The sequence below is a fragment of the Aetokthonos hydrillicola CCALA 1050 genome (assembly GCF_017591665.1).
Classification (GTDB): Bacteria; Cyanobacteriota; Cyanobacteriia; order Cyanobacteriales; family Nostocaceae; genus Aetokthonos; species Aetokthonos hydrillicola.
The window spans coordinates 67898-89873 of sequence record NZ_JAAKGC010000020.1; the positions used below are offsets into that span (position 1 = coordinate 67898).

Annotated in this window: 21 protein-coding genes and 2 pseudogenes; 19 read left to right on the plus strand and 4 right to left on the minus strand. The window is 42.5% G+C overall.

What is annotated here, in order from left to right:
* Positions 1-53 precede the first annotated feature (53 nt).
* From G4P69_RS12740 to G4P69_RS12750, 3 genes are read left to right on the plus strand one after another with little or no spacing between them, the layout of a single operon-like run.
* A complete protein-coding gene (locus tag G4P69_RS12740; protein WP_208350103.1) occupies positions 54-1523 on the plus strand; it encodes a ubiquitin-conjugating enzyme E2 in 1470 nt (489 codons plus the stop codon).
* Positions 1520-2632, plus strand: coding sequence for a JAB N-terminal domain-containing protein (locus G4P69_RS12745; RefSeq protein ID WP_208344812.1), 1113 nt, complete (start codon positions 1520-1522; stop codon positions 2630-2632). The genes G4P69_RS12740 and G4P69_RS12745 overlap by 4 nt, the downstream gene beginning before the upstream one ends.
* Positions 2619-3485 carry a hypothetical protein gene (locus G4P69_RS12750; protein ID WP_208344813.1) on the plus strand — a complete coding sequence of 289 codons (867 nt, stop codon included), beginning with the start codon at positions 2619-2621 and terminating at the stop codon, positions 3483-3485. Before G4P69_RS12745 ends, G4P69_RS12750 begins: the two co-directional genes overlap by 14 nt.
* A 67-nt stretch (positions 3486-3552) precedes the next feature.
* Here the strand turns inward: G4P69_RS12750 and G4P69_RS12755 are convergent, their stop codons facing one another.
* Entirely contained in the window at positions 3553-3837 is a 285-nt protein-coding gene (locus tag G4P69_RS12755) for a hypothetical protein (protein WP_208344814.1), read from the minus strand.
* Between the two features lie 151 nt (positions 3838-3988).
* Between G4P69_RS12755 and G4P69_RS12760 the strand changes: the two genes are divergently transcribed.
* The 3 genes from G4P69_RS12760 to G4P69_RS12775 all read left to right on the plus strand — a co-directional run bounded on the left by G4P69_RS12760 (position 3989) and on the right by G4P69_RS12775 (position 6806).
* Positions 3989-4228, plus strand: a complete 240-nt coding sequence (locus G4P69_RS12760) for a hypothetical protein (RefSeq protein ID WP_208344815.1) — start codon at positions 3989-3991, stop codon at positions 4226-4228.
* 5 nt (positions 4229-4233) lie between these two features.
* Positions 4234-4713, plus strand: coding sequence for a DUF3368 domain-containing protein (locus G4P69_RS12765; RefSeq protein ID WP_208344816.1), 480 nt, complete (start codon positions 4234-4236; stop codon positions 4711-4713).
* A 104-nt stretch (positions 4714-4817) separates the two neighbouring features.
* Complete coding sequence (locus G4P69_RS12775) at positions 4818-6806, plus strand: ATP-binding protein (RefSeq protein ID WP_243902334.1); 1989 nt, start codon at positions 4818-4820, stop codon at positions 6804-6806.
* A 69-nt stretch (positions 6807-6875) separates the two neighbouring features.
* Here the strand turns inward: G4P69_RS12775 and G4P69_RS12780 are convergent, their stop codons facing one another.
* Positions 6876-7472, minus strand: a complete 597-nt coding sequence (locus G4P69_RS12780) for a Uma2 family endonuclease (protein ID WP_243902335.1) — start codon at positions 7470-7472, stop codon at positions 6876-6878.
* 253 nt (positions 7473-7725) lie between these two features.
* Between G4P69_RS12780 and G4P69_RS12785 the strand changes: the two genes are divergently transcribed.
* From G4P69_RS12785 to G4P69_RS39175, 13 genes and pseudogenes are all read left to right on the plus strand, one after another.
* Positions 7726-9243 carry a formylglycine-generating enzyme family protein gene (locus G4P69_RS12785; RefSeq protein WP_208341274.1) on the plus strand — a complete coding sequence of 506 codons (1518 nt, stop codon included), beginning with the start codon at positions 7726-7728 and terminating at the stop codon, positions 9241-9243.
* A 117-nt stretch (positions 9244-9360) separates the two neighbouring features.
* Entirely contained in the window at positions 9361-9651 is a 291-nt protein-coding gene (locus G4P69_RS12790; protein WP_208341275.1) for a DUF4258 domain-containing protein, read from the plus strand.
* Complete coding sequence (locus G4P69_RS12795; protein WP_208341276.1) at positions 9648-9872, plus strand: type II toxin-antitoxin system MqsA family antitoxin; 225 nt, start codon at positions 9648-9650, stop codon at positions 9870-9872. Before G4P69_RS12790 ends, G4P69_RS12795 begins: the two co-directional genes overlap by 4 nt.
* A 218-nt stretch (positions 9873-10090) precedes the next feature.
* The gene (locus G4P69_RS12800) at positions 10091-11608 is read left to right on the plus strand and encodes a formylglycine-generating enzyme family protein (protein ID WP_208341277.1); all 1518 of its coding nucleotides are present in this window, start codon (positions 10091-10093) and stop codon (positions 11606-11608) included.
* Positions 11609-11942: 334 nt separating this feature from the next.
* Positions 11943-13469 carry a formylglycine-generating enzyme family protein gene (locus G4P69_RS12805; RefSeq protein WP_208341278.1) on the plus strand — a complete coding sequence of 509 codons (1527 nt, stop codon included), beginning with the start codon at positions 11943-11945 and terminating at the stop codon, positions 13467-13469.
* A gap of 443 nt (positions 13470-13912) precedes the next feature.
* Positions 13913-14350: pseudogene (locus tag G4P69_RS12810) on the plus strand (RNA-directed DNA polymerase); the annotation flags it as partial.
* Positions 14351-14768: 418 nt separating this feature from the next.
* Entirely contained in the window at positions 14769-15941 is a 1173-nt protein-coding gene (locus G4P69_RS12815) for an AAA family ATPase (protein WP_208341280.1), read from the plus strand.
* A 236-nt stretch (positions 15942-16177) separates the two neighbouring features.
* Positions 16178-16393, plus strand: coding sequence for a transferase hexapeptide repeat containing protein (locus G4P69_RS12820; protein WP_208341281.1), 216 nt, complete (start codon positions 16178-16180; stop codon positions 16391-16393).
* A 77-nt stretch (positions 16394-16470) separates the two neighbouring features.
* Positions 16471-16818 (plus strand): type II toxin-antitoxin system VapC family toxin, encoded by a 348-nt coding sequence (locus G4P69_RS12825; protein WP_243902946.1) that lies wholly within the window; start codon positions 16471-16473, stop codon positions 16816-16818.
* A 49-nt stretch (positions 16819-16867) separates the two neighbouring features.
* Positions 16868-17644, plus strand: a complete 777-nt coding sequence (locus G4P69_RS12830; RefSeq protein WP_208341283.1) for a hypothetical protein — start codon at positions 16868-16870, stop codon at positions 17642-17644.
* 35 nt (positions 17645-17679) lie between these two features.
* A complete protein-coding gene (locus tag G4P69_RS12835; RefSeq protein ID WP_208341284.1) occupies positions 17680-19191 on the plus strand; it encodes a formylglycine-generating enzyme family protein in 1512 nt (503 codons plus the stop codon).
* Between the two features lie 362 nt (positions 19192-19553).
* Positions 19554-19829: a hypothetical protein gene (locus G4P69_RS12840; protein WP_208341285.1), complete on the plus strand. Its 276-nt coding sequence runs from the start codon at positions 19554-19556 to the stop codon at positions 19827-19829.
* A gap of 226 nt (positions 19830-20055) precedes the next feature.
* A pseudogene (locus G4P69_RS39175) lies at positions 20056-20133 on the plus strand (Uma2 family endonuclease); the annotation flags it as partial.
* 131 nt (positions 20134-20264) lie between these two features.
* Here the strand turns inward: G4P69_RS39175 and G4P69_RS12845 are convergent.
* Positions 20265-21035: a hypothetical protein gene (locus G4P69_RS12845; RefSeq protein ID WP_208341286.1), complete on the minus strand. Its 771-nt coding sequence runs from the start codon at positions 21033-21035 to the stop codon at positions 20265-20267.
* 4 nt (positions 21036-21039) lie between these two features.
* On the minus strand, positions 21040-21858 hold the full coding sequence (locus G4P69_RS12850) for a pentapeptide repeat-containing protein (RefSeq protein ID WP_208341287.1): 819 nt from the start codon (positions 21856-21858) through the stop codon (positions 21040-21042).
* Positions 21859-21976 lie beyond the last annotated feature (118 nt).

Sequence of the window (21976 nt, forward strand, 5' to 3'; positions counted from 1 at the left end):
CATTATTGACCGAACTTAAAATTTAGAAAAAAATTTATTTTTATAGTTAACAAATGACTTTAACGTTAAAGGATTTACTCAAAAATGGTATACTAAACCAATTAGCAGCCTTGTTCCAGGATGAAGCAATGGCTAATCTTTTGCTGGATACAATTGATTTTCCTGTTCATATGCGTCCACAAAACGACGGGACTTTAGCATACTGGCGAGGGATTTGTAATCGAATCGAATCTGGTGTTTTACAAGAAGGATCTGACTTACAACTACTGATTGACGCTGCTGCTAATGTTTACCCATCTAATCGTGTTTTAAGCCAATATTGTAGCGATAAGCCAAGCTTGCTGCCAGAGGCAGATCGCACCCAATCTAATACCCCCAACAATCAAGCTAGCAGCACGGCACAGCCTAGCAGTAGTTCAACAGAAACACAACAAGCAAATTCTAACTTATTCATTATTTCAATCCAAGGTCGAGACGATGTAACCAATCTTCTTGCATCAGCTAGAGTGGTTGCACCTGCACAAAACATATCACCCGAAAATCTTACTTTGCGATTTTCAGGGAATCGGGTGGTTTTACTAGGAGTAAACAATTGTAGTTCTGACGCGGTTGCGTCTTTTGCTGAAGGACTTCAGACAATACTCCAGTCGAATCAAAATTCAGTACGCGTCAATCTTTTAACTGAAGATCCTCAATCGTATCTCATTAGCCGTATATTTGTTGAAGGTCCGGATCAAGCAAGATTTGAGATTAATGATGTCCCTTCTGATACGACTGTTGGAGAAGTGGCTAAAGGGGTTATGAGCCAAGAGTATGATCCAAGAATGTTTCAGCAAGGGCGACGAGTGGTAATTGACAGGCGACATGAAGATGGATCAACCGAACGTTTAAACCATGACCAAACGTTGCACGATGCGAATATTCAGGAAGATGATACCTTGAGTGTAGCGCCGGAAGCAACGGCTGGGGCAATTCATCCACAACTGCGCCAAGAAGCTTTAGCCCGTGCTAGAAACCAAATACTTGCTTATGCTCAAAGCCATCCAGGTTTTCAAGTCTCTGCAAATAGCCACTCAGTACCAACTGATTATTTACTGAAATTTAACGCGCCAGGATTCGCACCACCCCTAGAATTGGGTGGAGAACCTCTATTAATTGATGAGCATGAAGTTTACCTTGTTCTACTTGGAGAATTTCCAATGCGAGCACCAGAGGTTTTCTGGCAAACTCCTATTTTTCATCCTAACGTAGATCCCGGATCTGGTTTAGTTTGTTTGGGGGATCTTGGCGATCGCTATCGTCCTGGTTTGGATTTTGGTAAGCTGTGCCAGTTATTAATTGATATTGCCAGCTATCAGAATTATGCTGTTGAAGAGGGGTATAATCCAGAAGCCCAACAATGGGCGATTTCTGAACAAGGTCAGATCGCAATTGAAAAACGAGGTGGACAGTCAGTCTTGCGTAAACTCTTCCAAGAGGTGCAAACCCCTCCAAGACTCAATATTAAACGGTTGAGCGAATGAAGGAACAGGATGACTTAAAAATTGAATTATACCGAGGAGCAGATCGTAAGTTCTTCGGCAAAATATCATTTTTACCCGTTGTTAGAGAATCCTTAGAGAGGTTACTAGGACGCTCTTTGCTTTTAGATTCGATACAAATCTTAATTCTTAATCTGCCTGAAGAACCCCTACCAATGGAACCCCCCATTGTTGAAAATTTGGTTCCTGAATTCGGGTACACTTATATTAAGGTATATGAGGGAAACTTTTTAATTTATCAGCATCCTCATCGCCTTTATGATGTTGTAACCCGAACTTTGCAAAAGAAATTGAGTGAACAGTACCCAGAAGAAAATTGGTGGGGTTTCCGAGTGGATCTGTCAGAAATACCCAAAGTTTCGGCAATCAGATTAAAATTGACGGTATTAGCTCCACATTATACATCAGCGCTCAAGGAGCCTCCTGAAAAAAAACCCAGTTTTACAGTTCGTCGCTTAGAGGAAGAAAAACCTCCTATAAAAACCTTGGGTGATTTTGGGGTGATATCTAGTGAAACAGGTTCGGGAATACAAGAAAGTGGCGATGAAATTAGCTCAAATATACATCCTGTTTTGGTCAAGTTATCTACAGAATCTCAAACCCAAACTAGCAAAGCACCAGTTAAAGTTGTTTTAAAGCGATCGCTCTACCAAGATATATGTCACGAGCGTCCCCTTTCTCGAAAGGTTGAAGAAGGTGGGTTTTTGATTGGTAAAGTCTATCGAGATGGGGAAGACGAGAATATTTATTTACTAGAAATTACCAATGCTTTAACTGCTCAGCACACAGGAGCTTCTTTTCTGCATTTGACTTTTACAGGTGATTCCTTTGTTGAGGTTAAACGTACACTCAATCAAAATCACCCAGGAGATCGGTTGTTAGGCTGGTATCACACCCACTTATTTCCTGCAACACCAAGTTTTGGTTTATCGTCTATTGATGTGGAGTTACATTTCAGCACATTTACTATACCTTGGCAATTAGCAGGATTGATTAACGTAGATGGAAATAAACGCACTTTGCGTTTTTATGTCCGTCAAGGGAATAAAATGGTTCTTTGTCCATACTGGGTGATTGATGAGCGCGAGTGAAACAGTTTTACAGGTGATAGAGTGGGCAATGATGAGCCATGAGGCAAGAGTTGCACCACCACAAGGAGATCTGTCTGCCGTAGAAAAGCTAAATTGTCCTTCTGCTAATCTTGTTCAGGCGATCGCACAACTCACCTCTGTCACAGCAGCTCGGTTACGATGGGAAATGCCTCCTTTAGGAGATAATAGTCCTATTGGTGTAAGTAACTTTTTTATGGCTGCGGCTTTGGGTACTGCAAATCCTCAGTTAGCTCGTACATTACTTAAGACAATACCACCATCATCCTGTTCTGGGGATTGGGTAACACGGTATGGTTTATTAACTCCAGCGTTACCATTTTTAGGGGAAGATATAGCAGACGATTGCCGACAGCTATCACCTTTAACTACAGTATTGCATCGACCCATAAGAGGACAAGAAAGTGTTGCTGTTAATTTGGTATTACAACTGTTGCAAAACTCAACAACAAAATTATCCCTTACTCTGCATTTAGCACAACCAACCATAGATATTCAAGTTCGTAATTGGAGAACTGAATTACTGGATCGTCTGCGCCTAACACAACAGAATTTTGTCTTAGATGTGTATGAAGCCGCAATGATTTATCATGAGCAAGAGGTGATACATCAAGTTAAGACAGCCTATAGTGTGATGAGCGATCGCCAAGCAGCGAGTGATGAGGAACGTTTACGAGATGCATTGTCAATAGCAAATTGGTGGAAACCTTTATGGACAATTGAGCGATCAGATATTGATCAGCTTCGCGCGCGTCGCTATCTTGGTTATGCTTATCGTGAGGGGATTAAATTATATAAATTTTCTCAGAAAATGTTAGGTTTAGGGGTTAATTGAGAAAATCGTAGGTTGGGTAGAGCGTTAAGCGAAACCCAACAAACCCTTATAAATGTTGGGTTTCACTTCATTCAACCCAACCTACATTAAACCTTTCCTTCAAAGCTTCCCATCTTGCTCCATCTAGGTCAAAATCAGGAGGAGCGGGTTGTGTTTTTTCAAACCATCCTTCTAAAGCTTTTATTTTGGTACGTCTTTTGGGTGTCTCCAGTTCTGGCTTAGTAATTTTTTCTGTGGAATTTGCAACCTGTAAGACAATTACTTCCACCTCACCAGGTGGTATTTGTATGGATTCGGTAATCACTAAATTACCTGCACTGTCGATTTTTCCCTTGAATTTGTAGGCTTGCATAATATTTTGCCTATTACTCTGTTTCTAGCTTGTACCGCGCCTGCTCAAATTGCCCTTGTTCTAAATGTAACACCCCTTGTACACTACAATTGTCTTGCAACATAATTTTGCTCGTCTAGTAAAATTATTCTTAAACTTATCTAATAGATTTATGACTAATAAGGAAGTACTTAGAAGTGTAGCAGCAGAAATTCAATTGTTCAATGATATTGAGCAGAAAGAAACTTTTCTGTTTGTTGTTGGTGCATTATTTTCACGAGTGATTAGCTTAAAAAAAGCAGCAGAAATTATGGAAATAGAACCGAACGTATTTCTAGAACTATTGGACATGATGGGTCTAGAGTTTTCCTATCTAACTCCGCAAGATGTTGCACTTGAAAAGGATTGGTAAATAGTGTGAAAATAGTCTTTAACTCCTCTCCATTAATCTTTCTAGCGCAACTAGGATTTCTAAATACTTTTGTTGACTCTGCCAATGAATTTTATTTACCAATGTTTGTGGCAGAGGAAATTTCTGCTAAATCGGATAAAGCCAGTCAATCCGTGCAACAGTTGGTTGATTCGGGTAAGATAACACCCAAAGCGATTAAGTTAACTTTTTTAGCTAATAGTCTAAACGCGCGACTAGGTTTAGGAGAATCAGAAGCCATTGCTTTAGGTATTGAGCTACCATGTGATTACATTATTTTAGATGACAACGCCGCTCGAAAAGAAGCAGTTCGATTGGGACTTCAGGTGAAGGGGACTCTCGCAGTAATCAACAAACTTCAGGTAGATGGTAAAATTACTATTGATAGCTTAGAGCAACTTTATCAACAGCTACTCGCAATTAATTTCAGAGTTAAGCGATCGCTGTTTGATAGCATCTTCAACTAATTTAATAGTACTATAGTACTGTTTAGGATGGAAGGCAAGTTATTTATGTGCGTGATGTGATAAATAGGCGTAGGCATTGGTTATGTTGTTCTTAGCAGCGCTAGATGGTTAGTTCCCGTATGGCTAGACAAAGGATTAAGCTTGTTCCTCTCGTAGATGATGTGCAACAATTTCAAGACTCCGTATATTATAATGACTCTCTGACGCTGCGAGAGTTTTTGTGTCAATTTCCTGCTCTGAGTACTTCTGCTATAGATGAAAGTACTATGGAGCAAAAATTAGAACAATTTGTCATCACGGTTGCACAAGAACCACCAGATTGTCCTTTGTATCGTCCACCTGGTTTGGTTATTAATAAAGGGGTAGCAGGAACAAAGAATAACCAATCTCCAGATCCGGGATCTCCGCCAATTGAGTCTGAAGCAAAAAAACTAGAAATTCAACCAGAAACCATCTCGACACCTGCACAAGACGATTTCCCAAAAGATATTAGTGAAAAAGATGCTGTTAGACTAGCTTATGCGCTGGAAATTAATACAACTGCATCGTTTCTCAGAGCTGGACTGTCGGTGCTGGTGGTGTGTGAAAAATTGGTGGTTGCACACGTCTGGCGAGAAATGGCACAACGAGCTAATCTTAATCCTATAGAGTTGACTGTTCCTGACGATGAAGAAGGAGGCTTAATGCCTAGAAGTCTGCGTCAACGTCAACTGGCTACGCTGAAGAATTTGATTAATACCCTCAAACAAGGGGATGTGTTGGTGATTCCTCATCTGGATTTGCTTGCAGGGGGGAGTGATGGTAATTTATCTACAGAATCTAGGGAATTAATTGAACTGGTTTATAAACAAAGCGATCGCTTGATGTTGGCTTTTGCAGATCGTTCTCAGGATATTCCCGAAGTGTTGGCGGCTAGATTTGCTGTACGGTTACTCATTAGTGGAGTTTCCCGCACAGTGACTTATCCTAACGGGGAAGAAAAAAACATCGGTAGAGCATTGGTGACTGCTGATGAAGTCGCTCATTTCGAGGATTTTGATCCAGAAGGGTTGTACAAAAATGTTGCGGGTATGAACCCTATTCGATTGCGCCATGCTATTAAGTATGCAGTTCAAGAAGTCGCTGGAACAGAAAAAGTCCCTGTTAGTCGCCTCTATCAAGCAATTAGAGCCTTTAAAGCCCAAACTTCGGTTAATTTTGAAGTTCCTAACGTGACTTTTGATGATATTGGCGGATACAATCAAGTTAAGGAAGAACTTGGGAAAGCTTTGCGGTTAATGACTGGTTCCTACAACCTCCCCAACGAAAAGTTACGCCAAGAACTGATTCCTAGAGGTTTTATTTTTCATGGTCCTCCTGGTACAGGTAAAACGCTATTTGCCAAAGCTATTGCAAATCAACTTAACGCAACTATTCAGGTGGTTTCGGGACCAGAAATCACTGATAAGTATGTTGGTGAAAGTGAGCGTAAGGTACGGGAATTGTTTGCTGAAGCGCGACGTAATGCTCCAGCAGTTTTGGTTTTTGATGAATTTGATTCTATTGCTACTAAGCGATCAGGAAGAGATGATGGTGGAACAAGAGCAGGAAATGCTTTAGTTGCTCAAATATTAACCGAAATGGATGGGTTTCGTCCGGATGTTCCTATGCTGGTGATTGGGACAACAAACCGTCTGGATATTATAGATGAAGCATTGTTGCGTCCTAGTCGTTTTAAAGCGATCGCTATTAATCGACCTGATATACTTGCTAGACGAGCTATTGCTCAAGTTCATTCTCAGCACTTTGGTATTGAGGTTTCTGGTGAACTGCTTGAGATAATTGCAGCCGAAACCGAGGGTATGAGTGGGGATGATATCCGCTCGCTTTTTAGAGATGCTTGTGTTGGTTTGTACTGTGAAGAACCACCTCGTGTAGCCGATGCTCGACGTTTTGGTGAGTTGGTGGGTTTGTTACGTAAAGCTGCTACCGAGCGTAATGCAAGTGTTGCTGAACGTAGAGTAACTGCTTTTGACGGTGTTCGTTCTGGGGAGCGTGTTAGACCAACAGTCGCAATGATTACTTTGACTCCCTCTGTGAATCAGGGAATTTAACAGTTATCAGTCAACAGTTATCAGTTATCAAGGTGTATAGTGCGGTGCTAACTGGTAACCGTTAACTGTTCACAGCAGCACATCTTCATAGATCAAATCGACCGAAATCGTTAAACCCAAGCTCCTCAGTTCAATATCATCGCCTTCCCCATAGGGAATAAATGTCCATTCCCCCGATTGACTTCGTCGAAACAGATCCACAGACTTAGTTTCAGATCCGATTAGAAGATACTCTTGCAAACTCTCCAAACGGCGGTAGAGAGCAAATTTGCCTCCTCGATCATACGCTTCAGTGCTGGGAGATAAAACTTCAATAATCAAGCAGGGATAACGAGAGAATTGTTGGGCTGCGCGATCGCGATCGTCACAGGTAACACTAACATCAGGATAAACAAAGGGGCCATTTTCTGTGATTCCGACCTTTGCATCGGAGTTTCTCACCTTGCAGCGTCTTTGTAAAGCTTGTCGCAGAATACTCGCAACATTCAGAGCAATGTCAGCATGGGGTAACGATCCACCAGTCATTGCGAAGACTTGCCCATCAAAATACTCATAGCGTACATCTTGCTGGGCTTCCCACTCAAAATATTCCTGTGGCGTCAGGTGGGGAAGTTCATGGGTAGACAACATGGGCAAAACTCTGATTAGGGATGTTGCATCTTCCATTTTAATTCCCACGTGATATTCCGCTTTGGGTTGTTTGGGTGAAATCTATGACGCTGTAACGCGATCGCATCTCCAATACCGTAAAATTTATGAAGTAGTCAGGAGTCAGAATTCAGGAGTCAGAATGAATTTTGGTTTAAAACTTCGTGCAAGAGTGGACGAGATAGGGGTTGAAACTTTTTCATTAAAACACCATCCCTTTATGGGTGGTTTATTCTGACTCCTGACTCCTGTATTCTGAATTCTTTTATTCATGAGTGTGAACCAAAACCCAGACGAAGCGACAAGGAGAGAACTACTACTAAAAGCCGCCCAGTGCTACATTAAAGCAGGATGGCTAGCAGATGCGTGTCGCGTTTGGGAACAAATCGGGGAATACCAGCAAGCAGCACAAACCTACGAAGAACAATCTCTCTGGGAACAAGCAGCACAGTGTTACACAAAGGCAAAAAACTGGTCAAATGCAGCGCGCTGTTACCTGATGTGTGAACAACCACAAGCCGCAGCTTCTTCTTGGCTCGAAGCTGGAGATACCCTACAAGCAACCTGGATATTAGCAGATAGCCTCCTGCAAATTTATCAGGTGCAAGCACAGTTAACTAACTTCAGCCCTCAAAACCCAACCCAAGCAATAGAAATAGAACTCATCACTGCTCGTTGTGAAGCAAGTAGCCGGAAAAAAAGCCAAAGTGCGACTAGACTAAGGCAACAATTAGATTCCTTACTCACACAATCGCAACAGCATTTGTACACTTGGGCGTTGAGGATAGCACAAGTATTAAATAGACCAGATTTAACAGCGTTGATCTACGCTACAGCATACAGAGCAAAAATCCCGGATGCTTGTCAACAATGGGAGAAATGGGCGATCGCAACCCTAGGGGATGCAACAGGAGTACCAAAACCTGAAGAATCGGATAGTTTAAAAACCTATAAATTTGAAGTGGTCACAGTAAATCGTAGGGGAGAAATCATCACAAAAGCATGGCGACAAGCAAGATATTTCACAGAGTATCTGTTAAATGGCGTAGAGTTGGAGATGGTTTACATTCCCGGAGGAACCTTCATGATGGGTTCACCAGATGATGAGAAACCACGCCCTCATAGGCAAACACCCCAACATACTGTAACAATAAAACCATTCTACATGGGCAAATATCAAATCACTCAGGCACAATGGCGAGCAGTGGCTAATATGCCCAAAATCCAGCGTGATTTGAACCCAAACCCCTCTTACTTTGAAGGAGAGAATCGACCAGTAGAATGTGTATCCTGGGAAAATGCGGTGGAATTTTGTCAGAGACTATCAGCCTTTACAAAAAGAGAATATACATTGCCCAGTGAAGCACAATGGGAATATGCAGCGCGCGCTGGAACGACGACACCATTTCACTATGGGGAAACTATCACCGGTCAATTAGCTAATTATTATGCAAACGAAACGTATGCAGAAGAACCACCAGGAGAATATCGAGAACAAACAACCCCAGTAGGAAGTTTTCCCCCCAATAGCTTTGGCTTATACGACATCCATGGAAATGTTGACGAATGGTGTGCAGATCCTTGGCATGATAGCTATGAAGGTGCACCAACTGACGGAAGGGTATGGGTGTACAATTCTACTGGTGACAAGTATTACACGCTGCGGGGCGGCGCGTGGAGCATTGTTCCTAGGGATTGCCGTTCCGCGTCCCGCGACGACTATTCTCGGCGCGGCGTCATCAGCAGCCATGTTGGTTTTCGAGTCAGTTGCGGGGTTGAGAGGACTTAGCCCTTTGCTCTTTTTTCCCTTTTACCCTTTTAAAAAATTTTTGAATTTTTGTCATTATTAACAGAGAAAAAGCTAATTCTTTTATAATTGGAAGGCTTCCTTTTTGAAGCAACATTCATGTATTGTCAAAATCTAGTTTTTTCTCGTCATGCTATCCAACAGATGTTTTATCGTCGAATCAGTAAAAAGGAAGTAGAAAGTGTGATTGCTTATGGAGAGGTGATAGAGGAAAATCCTGATGATACACCTTTTACCAGTTGCCTAATACTTGATTTTGTAGGAGGTAAACCAATTCATGTTGTATGCTCTTACGATGAATCAACAGATACAGGTTATGTAGTAACAGCTTATATTCCTGATAAGAATATTTGGTCAGATGATTTTAGAGCTAGGAAAGCAAAATTATGAAATGTGTTATTTGCAAGCACGGACAGACTAACCCCGGTTTGGTAACCGTGACTTTAGAAAGAGACGAAAGTATTGTTGTCATTAAAAAAGTTCCAGGGGAAGTGTGTGATAACTGTGGGGAATATTATTTAAGTGATTCAATTACCGAACAAGTGCTCCAAAGGGCGGAAGTAGCCGTTAATAATGGCGCAGAAGTTGAGATTATTAGATATGCAGCGTAACTTTAATCGCAGTATCCATAAATTCTTCCAAACCCTCTCAATGGGTTGGTTTTGGGCATTTTAACCGAATGTTAGGCGATCGCTCCCCAAAGCGTAGATCGCGCAAAGTCTAACGGTGAAGCTCGAAAGACAGTGGATGATATTCTAGTTTGGGGTTGTTTGGGTGAAATCTATGACGCCGTAACGCGATCGCATCTCCAATACCTTAAAATTTATTCATGAGTGTGAACCAAAACCCAGACGAAGCGACAAGGAGAGAACTACTACTAAAAGCCGCCCAGTGTTACATCAAAGCAGGATGGCTAGCAGATGCGTGTCGCGTTTGGGAACAAATTGGGGAATACCAGCAAGCAGCACAAACTTACGAAGAACAATCTCTCTGGGAACAAGCCGCACAGTGTTACACAAAATCAAAAAACTGGTCAAATGCAGCGCGCTGTTATCTGATGTGTGAACAACCACAAGCCGCAGTAGACTCTTGGCTTGAAGCAGGAGACACCCTACAAGCAGCTTGGATATTAGCAGATAGCCTGCAGCAAATTTATAGTGTTCGAGCACAGTTAACTAACTTTATCCCCCAAAACCAAACCCAAGCAATAGAAATAGAACTCATCACTGCTCGTTGTGAAGCAAGTCACAGGAGAAAAAGCCAAAGTGCTATTAGACTAAGGCAACAATTAGACCCTTTACTCACGCAATCGCAGCAGCATTTGTACACTTGGGCGTTAAGAATAGCACAAGTATTAAACAGACCAGATTTAACAGCGTTAATCTACGCCACAGCATACAGAGCAAAAATTCCGAATGCTTGTCAACAGTGGGAGAAGTGGGCGATCGCCACTCTAGGAGATGCAACAGGAGTGCCTAAACCCGAAGAATCGGATAGTTTGAAAACCTATGAATTTGAAGTCGTCACCGTGAATCGTAGAGGAGAAATTATTACAACAGCATGGCGACAAGCGAGATATTTCACAGAGTATCTGTTAAATGGTGTAGGGCTGGAAATGGTTTACATACCTGGAGGAACCTTCATGATGGGTTCACCAGAGGATGAGAAAGAAAGCTTTGATAGTGAAAGACCCCAGCATACTGTAACAATACAACCATTCTACATGGGCAAATATCAAATCACCCAAGCACAATGGCGTGCAGTGGCTAATATGCCCAAAATCCAGCGCGATTTAAACCCAGATCCTTCAAGATTTAAAGGAGAGAATCGACCAGTAGAGCAGGTATCTTGGAATGATGCAGTGGAATTTTGCCAACGACTATCAGTATTTACCAATAGAGAATACACATTACCATCGGAAGCACAATGGGAATATGCGGCGCGTGCTGGAAGTACAACACCATTTCACTATGGGGAAACGATCACCAGTCAATTAGCTAATTATGATGCCGATGAAACCTATGCAGAAGAAGCAGCAGGAGAATATCGAGAACAAACAACCCCAGTAGGAAGTTTTCCTCCTAACAGCTTTGGCTTATACGACATGCATGGAAATGTTTGGGAGTTGTGTGCAGACCCTTGGCATGATAACTATGAAGGTGCGCCAAATGATGGAAGAGTATGGGTAGAAAATACTACTGATAACAATTTATACACGGTGCGGGGCGGCGCGTGGCTCAGTTATCCTAGGAATTGCCGTTCCGCGTCCCGCCTCAACTTTGATCGGCGCGACGACATCGACGGCAATGTTGGTTTTCGAGTCAGTTGCGGGGTTGGGAGGACTTAACCCTTTGCTCTTTTTTCCCTTTTGCCCTTTTAAAAAAATTTTTTTGAATTTTTTCCCCTCTTTAACTTTCTTTACAGAAAAAGTATGTAAATTAACTTGAAAGGTTTGTAGTTGCGCTTTAGCGCACGCTTAGTGCAACTACGAACCAAGAATGAAATTTTTAAAGGCGATCACTATGAATTTTTAACTGAATGATAAGCCATCTCTTCCCTGCTGCGCGGAGCGCAGATCGCGTTACCGGTGAAGTTCCGAACATGGTGGGTGGTATTCCTGGTTGGGAATAAATCTATTGCTCCACAAAGCGATCGCATCTCCAATACCTTAAAATTTATTCATGAGTGTGAACCCAAACCCAGACGAAGCGACAAGGAGAGAGCTACTACTAAAAGCCGCCCAGTGCTACATCAAAGCAGGATGGCTAGCAGATGCGTGTCGCGTTTGGGAACAAATTGGGGAATACCAGCAAGCAGCACAAACCTACGAAGAACAATCTCTCTGGGAACAAGCAGCACAGTGCTACACAAAAGCAAAAAACTGGTCAAATGCAGCGCGCTGTTACCTGATATGTGAACAGCCACAAGCCGCAGTAGATTCTTGGCTTGAAGCTGGAGATACCTTACAAGCAGCTTGGATATTAGCAGATAGCCTACAGCAAATTTATAGTGTTCGAGCACAGTTAACTAACTTTATCCCCCAAAACCCAACCCAAGCAATAGAAATAGAGCTAATTACCGCCCGTTGTGAAGCAAGTAGGCGGAAAAAAAGCCAAAGTGCTATTAGATTAAGGCAACAACTAGACCCCTTACTCACACAATCGCAACAGCATTTGTACACTTGGGCATTAAGAATAGCACAAGTATTAAACAGACCAGATTTAACAGCCCTAATCTACGCCACAGCATACAGAGCGAAAATCCCGAATGCATCTGAGCAATGGGAGAAATGGGCGATCGCCACTCTAGGGGATGCAACAGGAGTACCTAAGCCCGAAGAATCGGAAGGTTTAAAACCCTATGAATTTGAAGTCGCCACCGTGAATCGTAGAGGAGAAATCATCACAAAAGCATGGCGACAAGCAAGATATTTCACAGAGTATCTGTTAAATGGCATAGGGCTAGAAATGGTTTACATACCTGGAGGAACCTTCATGATGGGTTCACCAGATACAGAGGAAAAAAATGAGTGGAGTCAGGGAAAAGAAGTTCCTCAACATTCTGTAACAATACAACCATTCTACATGGGCAAATATCAAATCACCCAAGCACAATGGCGTGCAGTGGCTAATATGCCCAAAATCCAGCGCGATTTAAACCCAGACCCTTCTTACTGTAAAGGAGAGAATCGACCAGTAGAGCAGGTATCTTGGGATGATGCAGTGGAATTTTGCCAACGACTATCAGTATTTACCAATAGAGAATACACATTACCATCGGAAGCACAATGGGAATATGCAGCACGTGCTGGAAGTACAACCCCATTTCACTATGGGGAAACTATCACCAGTCAATTAGCTAATTATAATGCAAACGAAACGTATGCAGAAGAACCACCAGGAGAATATCGAGAACAAACAACCCCAGTAGGAAGTTTTCCCCCCAACAGCTTTGGCTTATACGACATGCATGGAAATGTTCGGGAGTGGTGTGCAGACCCCTGGCATGATAACTATGAAGGTGCGCCAAGTGATGGGAGAGTATGGGTTGACGATGATACTGAGAACAATTATTACATACTTCGGGGCGGCGCGTGGCCCTATCGTCCTGGGTATTGCCGTTCCGCGTCCCGCAACAGCTATAATCGGCGCGACAACATCAACGGCAATGTTGGTTTTCGAGTCAGTTGCGGGGTTGGGAGGACTTAGCCCTTTGCTCTTTTTCCCCTTTTTGCCCTTTTTAAAATTTTTTTTATTTTTTGCTCTCTTTAACTTTCTTTACGGAAAAATTTATATAAATAAGTTGACGAGAATAATTTAACTATGTAAATTTATGCCAAATAAGTTGAAAAGTTTGTAGTTGCACGCCAGGTGCTTGATGCCGGGAAACCCTTTCGGCAGTCGCTTTAAGTCGGCAAAGCCCTTACGGGTGACGCTCCTGCGTCGAAGATAGCTTCGCTAGCACCAGTCGCCTACGGAGGGAGACCCTCCTGCAGCGCTGGATTCACCGCCCAACGCGCTGCCTCACCACCGCACTCGCTCACTTTAGTGCGCTAAAGCGCAACTACGAACCAAGGATGAAAAGAAGTATCATCTTTTATAAAAATGCAGGAATTAAAAGAATTATCTGTGATCCAAAAAACCTACGACGCAATGTTTATTTAAATGGTTTTGACCATTTTGTCAAAGAACAATTAATGGTTAAAAAATATCTACGCTATGTAGATGACTTCGCGCTTTGCTCAGATGATAGGCAATTTTTAGCTGATGCAAGAATAGCTATAGAGAAATATTTAGCAGAAAAATTAAGACTCAAAATTCACCCGATCAAGAGCCAATTATTCGCCACAAAACATGGAGCAAACTTTCTCGGATTTCGAGTTTTTCCACAAACAATACGAGTTCGTCAACAAAACCTTCGTCGGGGAAGGCGAAGATTAAAGCGCTTGCAAATTGGCTACACTCAGGGTAAAGTTGATCAGAAAAAATTTTCTCAATCGCTGCAAAGTTGGTTTGCTCACCTAGATCATGGTGATACTTGGCAGTTAAAGAGACGGATATTCAATTCCCTCGATGTTTCGAGGAGTTGAAGAAGGGGTGAGGCAAACCCGACTGCGGGGCGGCGCGTGGAACAATAATCCTAGGAATTGCCGTTCCGCGTCCCGCAACAACTATAATTGGCGCGACGACATCAACAACAATGTTGGTTTTCGAGTCAGTTGCGGGGTTGGGAGCACTCTTCAGTGTGAGAGTTGGCAGGTGGGAATCTGTCGAGAGTACCGAAGAAGAGTCCAGCCTTGTTCCTGCGATGCTGGTAACAGTATCCAAAAATAAAACTGAGTTGGGGAGCTTTGTAGGTTTTGTACCGAAGAGTTCCTTTGCTCTATTAAAAGAACGAGACAGGAGTCAGGAGGAGCCACTTCTGCATCTGGGTTTACTAGCGTAGGAATGTGGCGTTCAGGAGTCAGAATAATCTTGTCGTTAGATTTTACCAAATTAAAAATAACTATGCCCTGGTCGCAAACTGTCAACGATACCATCAAACGATTAAACAACGTTAAACGCAACCTCAAGAGCCTATTTACAGGGCGAGACGAGGCAATTGATTTACTGGTATTAGCCACAGTTTGTCAAGAGCATTTGTTACTAATTGGTGTTCCTGGTACAGCTAAAACAGCTATTATCAACCGCTATACTGATCTCATCGACGCTAAAGAGTTTTCTTACTTATTAACTCGCTTTACTGAACCTTCTGAGCTTTTTGGTCCCTTGGATGTGGCTGCTTTCCAAAAAGGAACTTATCATATTCGCACAGAGGGTATGCTACCAGAAGCACAAATTGTCTTCCTTGACGAGGTTTTCCAAGGAAGTAGTGCTATTCTCAATTCCCTGTTAACAATTCTCAATGAGCGCAAGTTTTACAATGGCTCGCAACGACAAGCAGTACCGTTAATATGTTTGATTGGCGCTTCTAACAGCCTACCAGATGATCCTGCTTTACATGCTTTTGGCGATCGCTTCGTGTTGCGGTTGGAAGTGAACAGGGTAGAAGATAACCAAATCGATGAACTTTTGGAACAAGGTTGGGAACTAGAGCGAGAAAAAATTGAAGCAGCTAAACGCGCAATGGCGAATCAACCTGTTAGTGAAGTCTTGCCTATTATAAAACTTAATGATATTCTCCAATTGCATGGACGATTAACAGAAGTTAACCTAGCCAACATTAGACCAGAATACGGTAGATTGGTGCGGGAACTGCGAGCAGAAGGCGTTGAATTTTCAGATCGGCGAGTTGTAAAGGGGTTAAAATTAATAGCTGGATCAACTTTGTTACGTGGTGCAGAATCAGCAGAATACGTTGATTTTTTACCGCTATTTCATCTGTGGGATAGATCAGAGGAAGCAGATGTTCTCAAAACAGTTTTGCGATCGCGCTTAGAAGAAGCAGGATTAGAAACCAGAGAAACATCACGACCCGTCAGTGATATTATCATGGATTTAGAAACAATAGAAGCACAAACACCCCTTTTATCTTCAGAATCTGCTGTAGGTGCTCATCTCATGACGCTTAACAAACTTAGACAAGAACTCATTAGTAATCATCCCCAAGATATAGACGCTCGTAAACGGGTTGAGAGAGTTATTCAGCAAGGATTGCAATTATTGGAAGTTCGGGGGTAACATACTGTTTTACAGTTCTACGGTGAACTTATTTATAATGTTAATAACCCTCCGTCGTTGAAGAATAATTCAGGAGTCAGAATCAATTCCACCCTTGGATTCTTACCCCCACTAATTGAGCAGGGCTCTTAAACCCCTAGACTCATCCACCAATCATACAGGATTCATTCTGAATTCTGACTCCTGACTCCTGAGTTCTGTTTAATAAAACTTATTTCGATTTTAAGGATAGAATTATGTTAGATGAAACAGTCATTGAACAACGGTTAACGACTCTTGAGCAAGCAGTTTCTGATCTCCAACGCAGGGCTGAAAACAAGCCTTCTGAAAATTGGTTAGAACAACTCATTGGTTCAATTTCTGATGAAGCTGCTTTGCTTGAGGCTCTAGAATATGGACGTGCTTTTCGTCAAGCGGATAAGCCAACAGATGAGGATAGCAATCAACGGTGAAATATCTGCTTGATACGGATCACATCAGTTTTCTACAAAGGGGTTCGGGTCTGGAGTTTACTTGCTTGACTGCTCGAATGAAACGATATTTACCGACAGATTTTGCATTATCTGTCGTCAGCTTCCATGAACAGGTGCTTGGTGCTCACAACTTTATCAATCGCGCCGGAACAAATTTTCATACGATACGTGGATATGCTTTGTTGTTGGAAATTCTTCAGGGGTTTGCAACGGCTAACGTGTTACCTTTTGATAGTAGTGCGATCGCTATCTTTGACGAGTTACGATCTCAACAAGTTCGAGTGTCTACAATGGATTTGAGAATTGCATCAATTGCCATATCTCGTAACTTAGTATTGTTGACCCGAAACGTAAGAGACTTTACAAAAGTTCCAAGATTGTTAACCGAAGACTGGACAGCGTAGAGCAACCGGGCGAATAGGTACTGATAACTGTTCACTGATAACTGATTATATGTGTAACCCCAGACGTATTAGAGTAACAGCCACTAGAGAATTAAACGAAGCTTGGCAAAGGGAAGTTTCCCGCACAGTTGAGTTACAACAACAAGTAATTGGTGAAGCGCGGGTACGTCAGCCTCTTGATACTACCTTAGGTACTCCCGCACTACGAGCTTTAGAATCAGCTTTAGCTGCTAATGGCTCAGGTTGGAGAGAAGTAGAAGAAGGATATCGCTACGATGTAGAAGGGGGTTATGTCATTTATCTAGTAGACGAGCAGGCTTTGGAAATTGTTGCAACTTTAGAAGGCGAGGTTCAGACATCTGCACAAGAAACAAGAACACTAGAAGGGTTAGTCAATACAGAGGTTTCTGCTGAAGGTGAAGGAGGATACTATGATGATGGTTGGGGAGGATACACAAGAGAATTTGCTCAACAACAAGCACAAACAGCAGCACAGCAACAATTAGACGAAATTGCTCGCTCCCAGATTCAACAAGCACAAAATGAAGCAGAAAGCCAAGTCGCAACCGACATTGAAAATGCAGCTCGTACCCAAGCAGAAATCCGATTACAACAACTAGCAGCAGAACGTCAAGCAACTCTCTCAAGACAAGCCAGAGAATACCTGGACACTGTAGGTGTGCGTTGTCGTCAGGCTTTTCACCGCGTTTTAGCAACCGCTTATCGTGATGCAATCCTCGCCTACGCTAGACGTAATGGTGCTGATAATATTCAATGTAGTGAAGACAATAATATTATCGAAATCGAATTTAATCTGCGGGGATAGCGTCGCTGCGCGGAAGTCAAAGGTCAAATATCAAAGTGAACCAAAACCCTGACGAAGCAACAAGGAGAGAACTACTACTAAAAGCCGCCCAGTGCTACGTCAAAGCAGGATGGCTAGCAGATGCGTGTCGCGTTTGGGAACAAATTGGGGAATACGAGCAAGCAGCACAAACCTACGAAGAACAATCTCTCTGGGAACAAGCAGCACAGTGTTACACAAAGGCAAAAAACTGGTCAAATGCAGCGCGCTGTTACCTGATGTGTGAACAACCACAAGCCGCAGTAGATTCTTGGATTGAAGCAGGAGATACCCTACAAGCAGCCTGGATATTGGCAGATAGCCTCCTGCAAATTTATCAGGTTCGAGCACAGTTAACCAACTTTATCCCCCAAAACCAAACCCAAGCAATAGAAATAGAACTGATCACTGCTCGTTGTGAAGCAAGTAGGCGCAAAAAAAGCCAAAGTGCTATTAGACTAAGGCAACAACTAGACCCCTTACTCACGCAGTCGCAACAGCATTTGTACACTTGGGCGTTAAGAATAGCACAAGTATTAAACAGACCAGATTTAACAGCCCTAATCTACGCCACAGCATACAGAGCAAAAATTCCGAATGCTTGTCAACAGTGGGAGCAATGGGCGATCGCAACCCTAGGGGATGCAACAGGAATACCCAAACCTGAAGAATCGGAAGATTTAAAACCCTATGAATTTGAAGTCGTCACTGTGAATCACAGAGGAGAAATCATCACAAAAGCATGGCGACAAGCGAGATATTTCACAGAGTATCTGTTAAATGGCATAGGGTTAGAAATGGTTTACATACCTGGAGGAACCTTCATGATGGGTTCACCAGAGGATGAGAAAGAAAGCTTTGATAGTGAAAGACCCCAGCATACTGTAACAATACAACCATTCTACATGGGCAAATATCAAATAACCCAAGCACAATGGCGTGCAGTGGCTAACATGCCCAAAATCCAGCGTGATTTAAACCCAGATCCTTCTTACTTTAAAGGAGAGAATCGACCAGTAGAGCAGGTATCCTGGGACGATGCAGTGGAATTTTGTCAGCGACTATCGGTATTTACAGGAAGAGAATACACACTACCATCGGAAGCACAATGGGAATATGCAGCGCGCGCTGGAACGACGACACCATTTCACTATGGGGAAACTATCACCAGTCAATTAGCTAATTATTATGCAAGCGATACCTATGTAGAAGAACCAGCAGGAGAATTTCGACAACAAACCAGCCCAGTAGGAAGTTTTCCCCCCAACAGCTTTGGCTTATACGACATGCATGGAAATGTTGACGAATGGTGTGCAGACCCCTGGCATAGTAACTATGAAGGTGCGCCAAATGATGGAAGAGTATGGGTAGACAATACTACTGATAATAATTTATACGTAATGCGGGGCGGCGCGTGGTACGATTATCCTTGGTATTGCCGTTCCGCGTCCCGCAACAGCTATGCTCGGCGCGACGACATCGGCAACGGTGTTGGTTTTCGAGTCAGTTGCGGGGTTGGGAGGACTTAGCCCTTTGCTCTTTTTCCCCTTTTTGCCCTTTTTAAAAATTTTTTTTTTATTTTTACAGGTATGGCGTTCAAACAGTTTAGGGTGCGCTCTTGCGAAGTGGTAACGCTACCGTTGACGAAAATTGAATTTGATTACGTGATGCTCGCGTTTTAACGTTTATCTTAGAGGTTGTTTTAAAAGTGGTTGACTGTGATTTTCATCACATTTTTACCCCCCTTAATCCCCCCTTGGAAAGGGGGGAGACTAGATAACCAGTTCCCTCCCCTTTCCAAGGGGAGGGTTAGGGTGGGGTAAACAAATATTTGATACACTACTACAAACTTTTCAAACATCCTCTTAGAAAAATAACAAAAAATAAACCTATGGATGTCAAAGTAAAATTTCGATTCAACCAAGTAACTGGTGAGGTAGAAGTATTCGAGGTAACTGATGAAGGAACGATGCGTTTACCAGAAGCTGAACACAACCGTGAGCACGATCGCATTTCTGCCGAATTAGGTAATATCATTGAACGTAATCCCCAGATTACGGAAGTCTTCGGAAATAGTATTCCAGCCAACCAACAACCAATTACCGAAGCATCAGATATTGACGAAGCGTTAAATTTCTCCGAAAACCAAGAACAAACACAAACGTAGTGAAAACGAGTCAGAATACACAACTGAGAAGGGAGCATCCCTAATACCATTTCACAAAAAAAATGAAACAGATCGGTAGGTTGGGTTGTAGCTTGCTTCCCCGTAGGGGTACGAAGTGAAACCCAACAAAGACAAAGCTTTGATGTGTTGGGTTACCCTGCGGGAAGCCGCCGAAGGCGTCTACGTTCCTCAACCCAACCTACTTAGAAGGGAGCATCCCTAACTTATGACCCAAGCACAAACTGAACCAAAAATATATACCTTTGATGAGTTTATCGAATGGTATCCTGAAAACTCAGTAGTATAGTTACAATGCGAGGCTGAACATAACCGCAAGCGCGATCCGCCCTTCAGGCGGCAGCGCTTCTCTTCGAGACGCTTCTCCTGACGGAGAGGCTTTGCCAACGCGAACGCTATCGCAGTAAATCCTCAGTGTCAGCGCATCAGCCTGAGAAACTGATTGATCGCGTTCGCAATAGTTTCGCACTCCTGGCGATTATAGGTGATTGGAGATAAAGAAATTGGTTTGGCTGATGTCAATTCCAGTTGCACAAAGTACCTGGGAATTCTAGTTTCTATCGGTATTTGTGTTACTTGGGCTTGCTTAACTTCAGTTAGCTTTTTTTGTGTAGTAAATCTGCCCAAGAATTGATAGTGTTTCTCCAATGTCATCTGCTGTGAGATTTTGTCAAAATCACAGCGGATCTGCTTTGGGATGGTTAGGGATTGTAGAATGATGGCAATTCCCGGCAAAAACAACACCATTCCCTCAAAAAATCCCTCCCAGCGATCGTCTTGTTGAACTTTCAGCCTAGATTGTTGATGGTTTTTGATAAAAGTGTTGATTTCATCTGCAATTTGGTATTGTTTGTCCCTGATAAATACTCTGTGATTAACTAGCTCTACTGATTGAATATTGGAAGTATCTAATACAACTCCAGTCCCATGTTCAAGAGCGACGTTAGCTCCTTTTATTTGCCCTGGAATCACAGTTGTTTCTGTTCCTGATAAGCCGATAATTGTTCTTTGACAAGTTATTGTGCTAGGTTTAGTTCTCTGACATTCTAATGTAGTGACGTTGCTTGTCACAAGAGGTATACCCAATCCAATCGCCACAAAAGGAATGCTAAACAACAGTCCCCAGAGCCATTGCCAATTATTGTCTTGAAACTTTAATGTAGTTGATGTTTGCTCAATAATATTCATCTATTCATTTTCTAAATTGAGTCAGTATTGGTTCCAACTCATCTGCGTGAAAATTCCTATTAGCTGGTTGACGATTTTGCTGCTCTGGTTCCAGATAAAGGTATTTACAATAAACATTTGTAAATTCGGTATAAGGTTTAATCACCCACTTAAAAATACACACCCCTGTCAAAACTGCAAGGGAAAAATCTGTATTTTCCAGTTCGGAATAACTAAAATCGGCATCGGTTAAGTTCGCTTTTCTAAAAGATGTTCCGGGATGGCTTTGAATAGATTGGATCAGCCATTGAAAAATTCGGTAGGTGACGATCGCACCAACAACTGTCATGATTAACAAGAAAAATCCTTGAGCTATAGATCCATCACCAAAGCTAGAGTTGCCAATAAAAACAAGTCCGACTGTAAGCGTGACCATGATCGCAAACAGTACAGCAATGGATCCAATACCTGCATAACTTGTGGCTTGGGGAAAGTGGAAGGTAATACTATCTCTGAGGAAGATCTCAGCTAGAAAAGCTAATATCGGGAGCGCACCGATTAAGAAGTTGATGGCGCGATTGCTCTTCAATAAACTTAATAGATACACAAAGATCGCACCACAGCCGCATAAAACCACTGGACTGACTATAGTGCTAGCAACTAACATACGTACTTGGTGCTGGCTCTGTCCTGTTTTCACCTGCTGAAAGTTTGCCCCAATTAAAGTTGCTCCTGTAAAATTGCACCCCCGTAAGTCTGAACCGCTGAAATCTGCTCCAGACAAGTCCTGCCCTTTGAAAGAGCGATCGTGCAATATCTGGTTGCTATAGTTCAGGTTGGTCATTGTTTGCTGCTTTTGTCAGAATAAACGGCTAAAGTGCGATCACACTTTGGGTGCTTCTCCATCGCACTTTCTGGTCGGTTAATATTGATACTCACAAACCCAAGATTATTTTTCACCC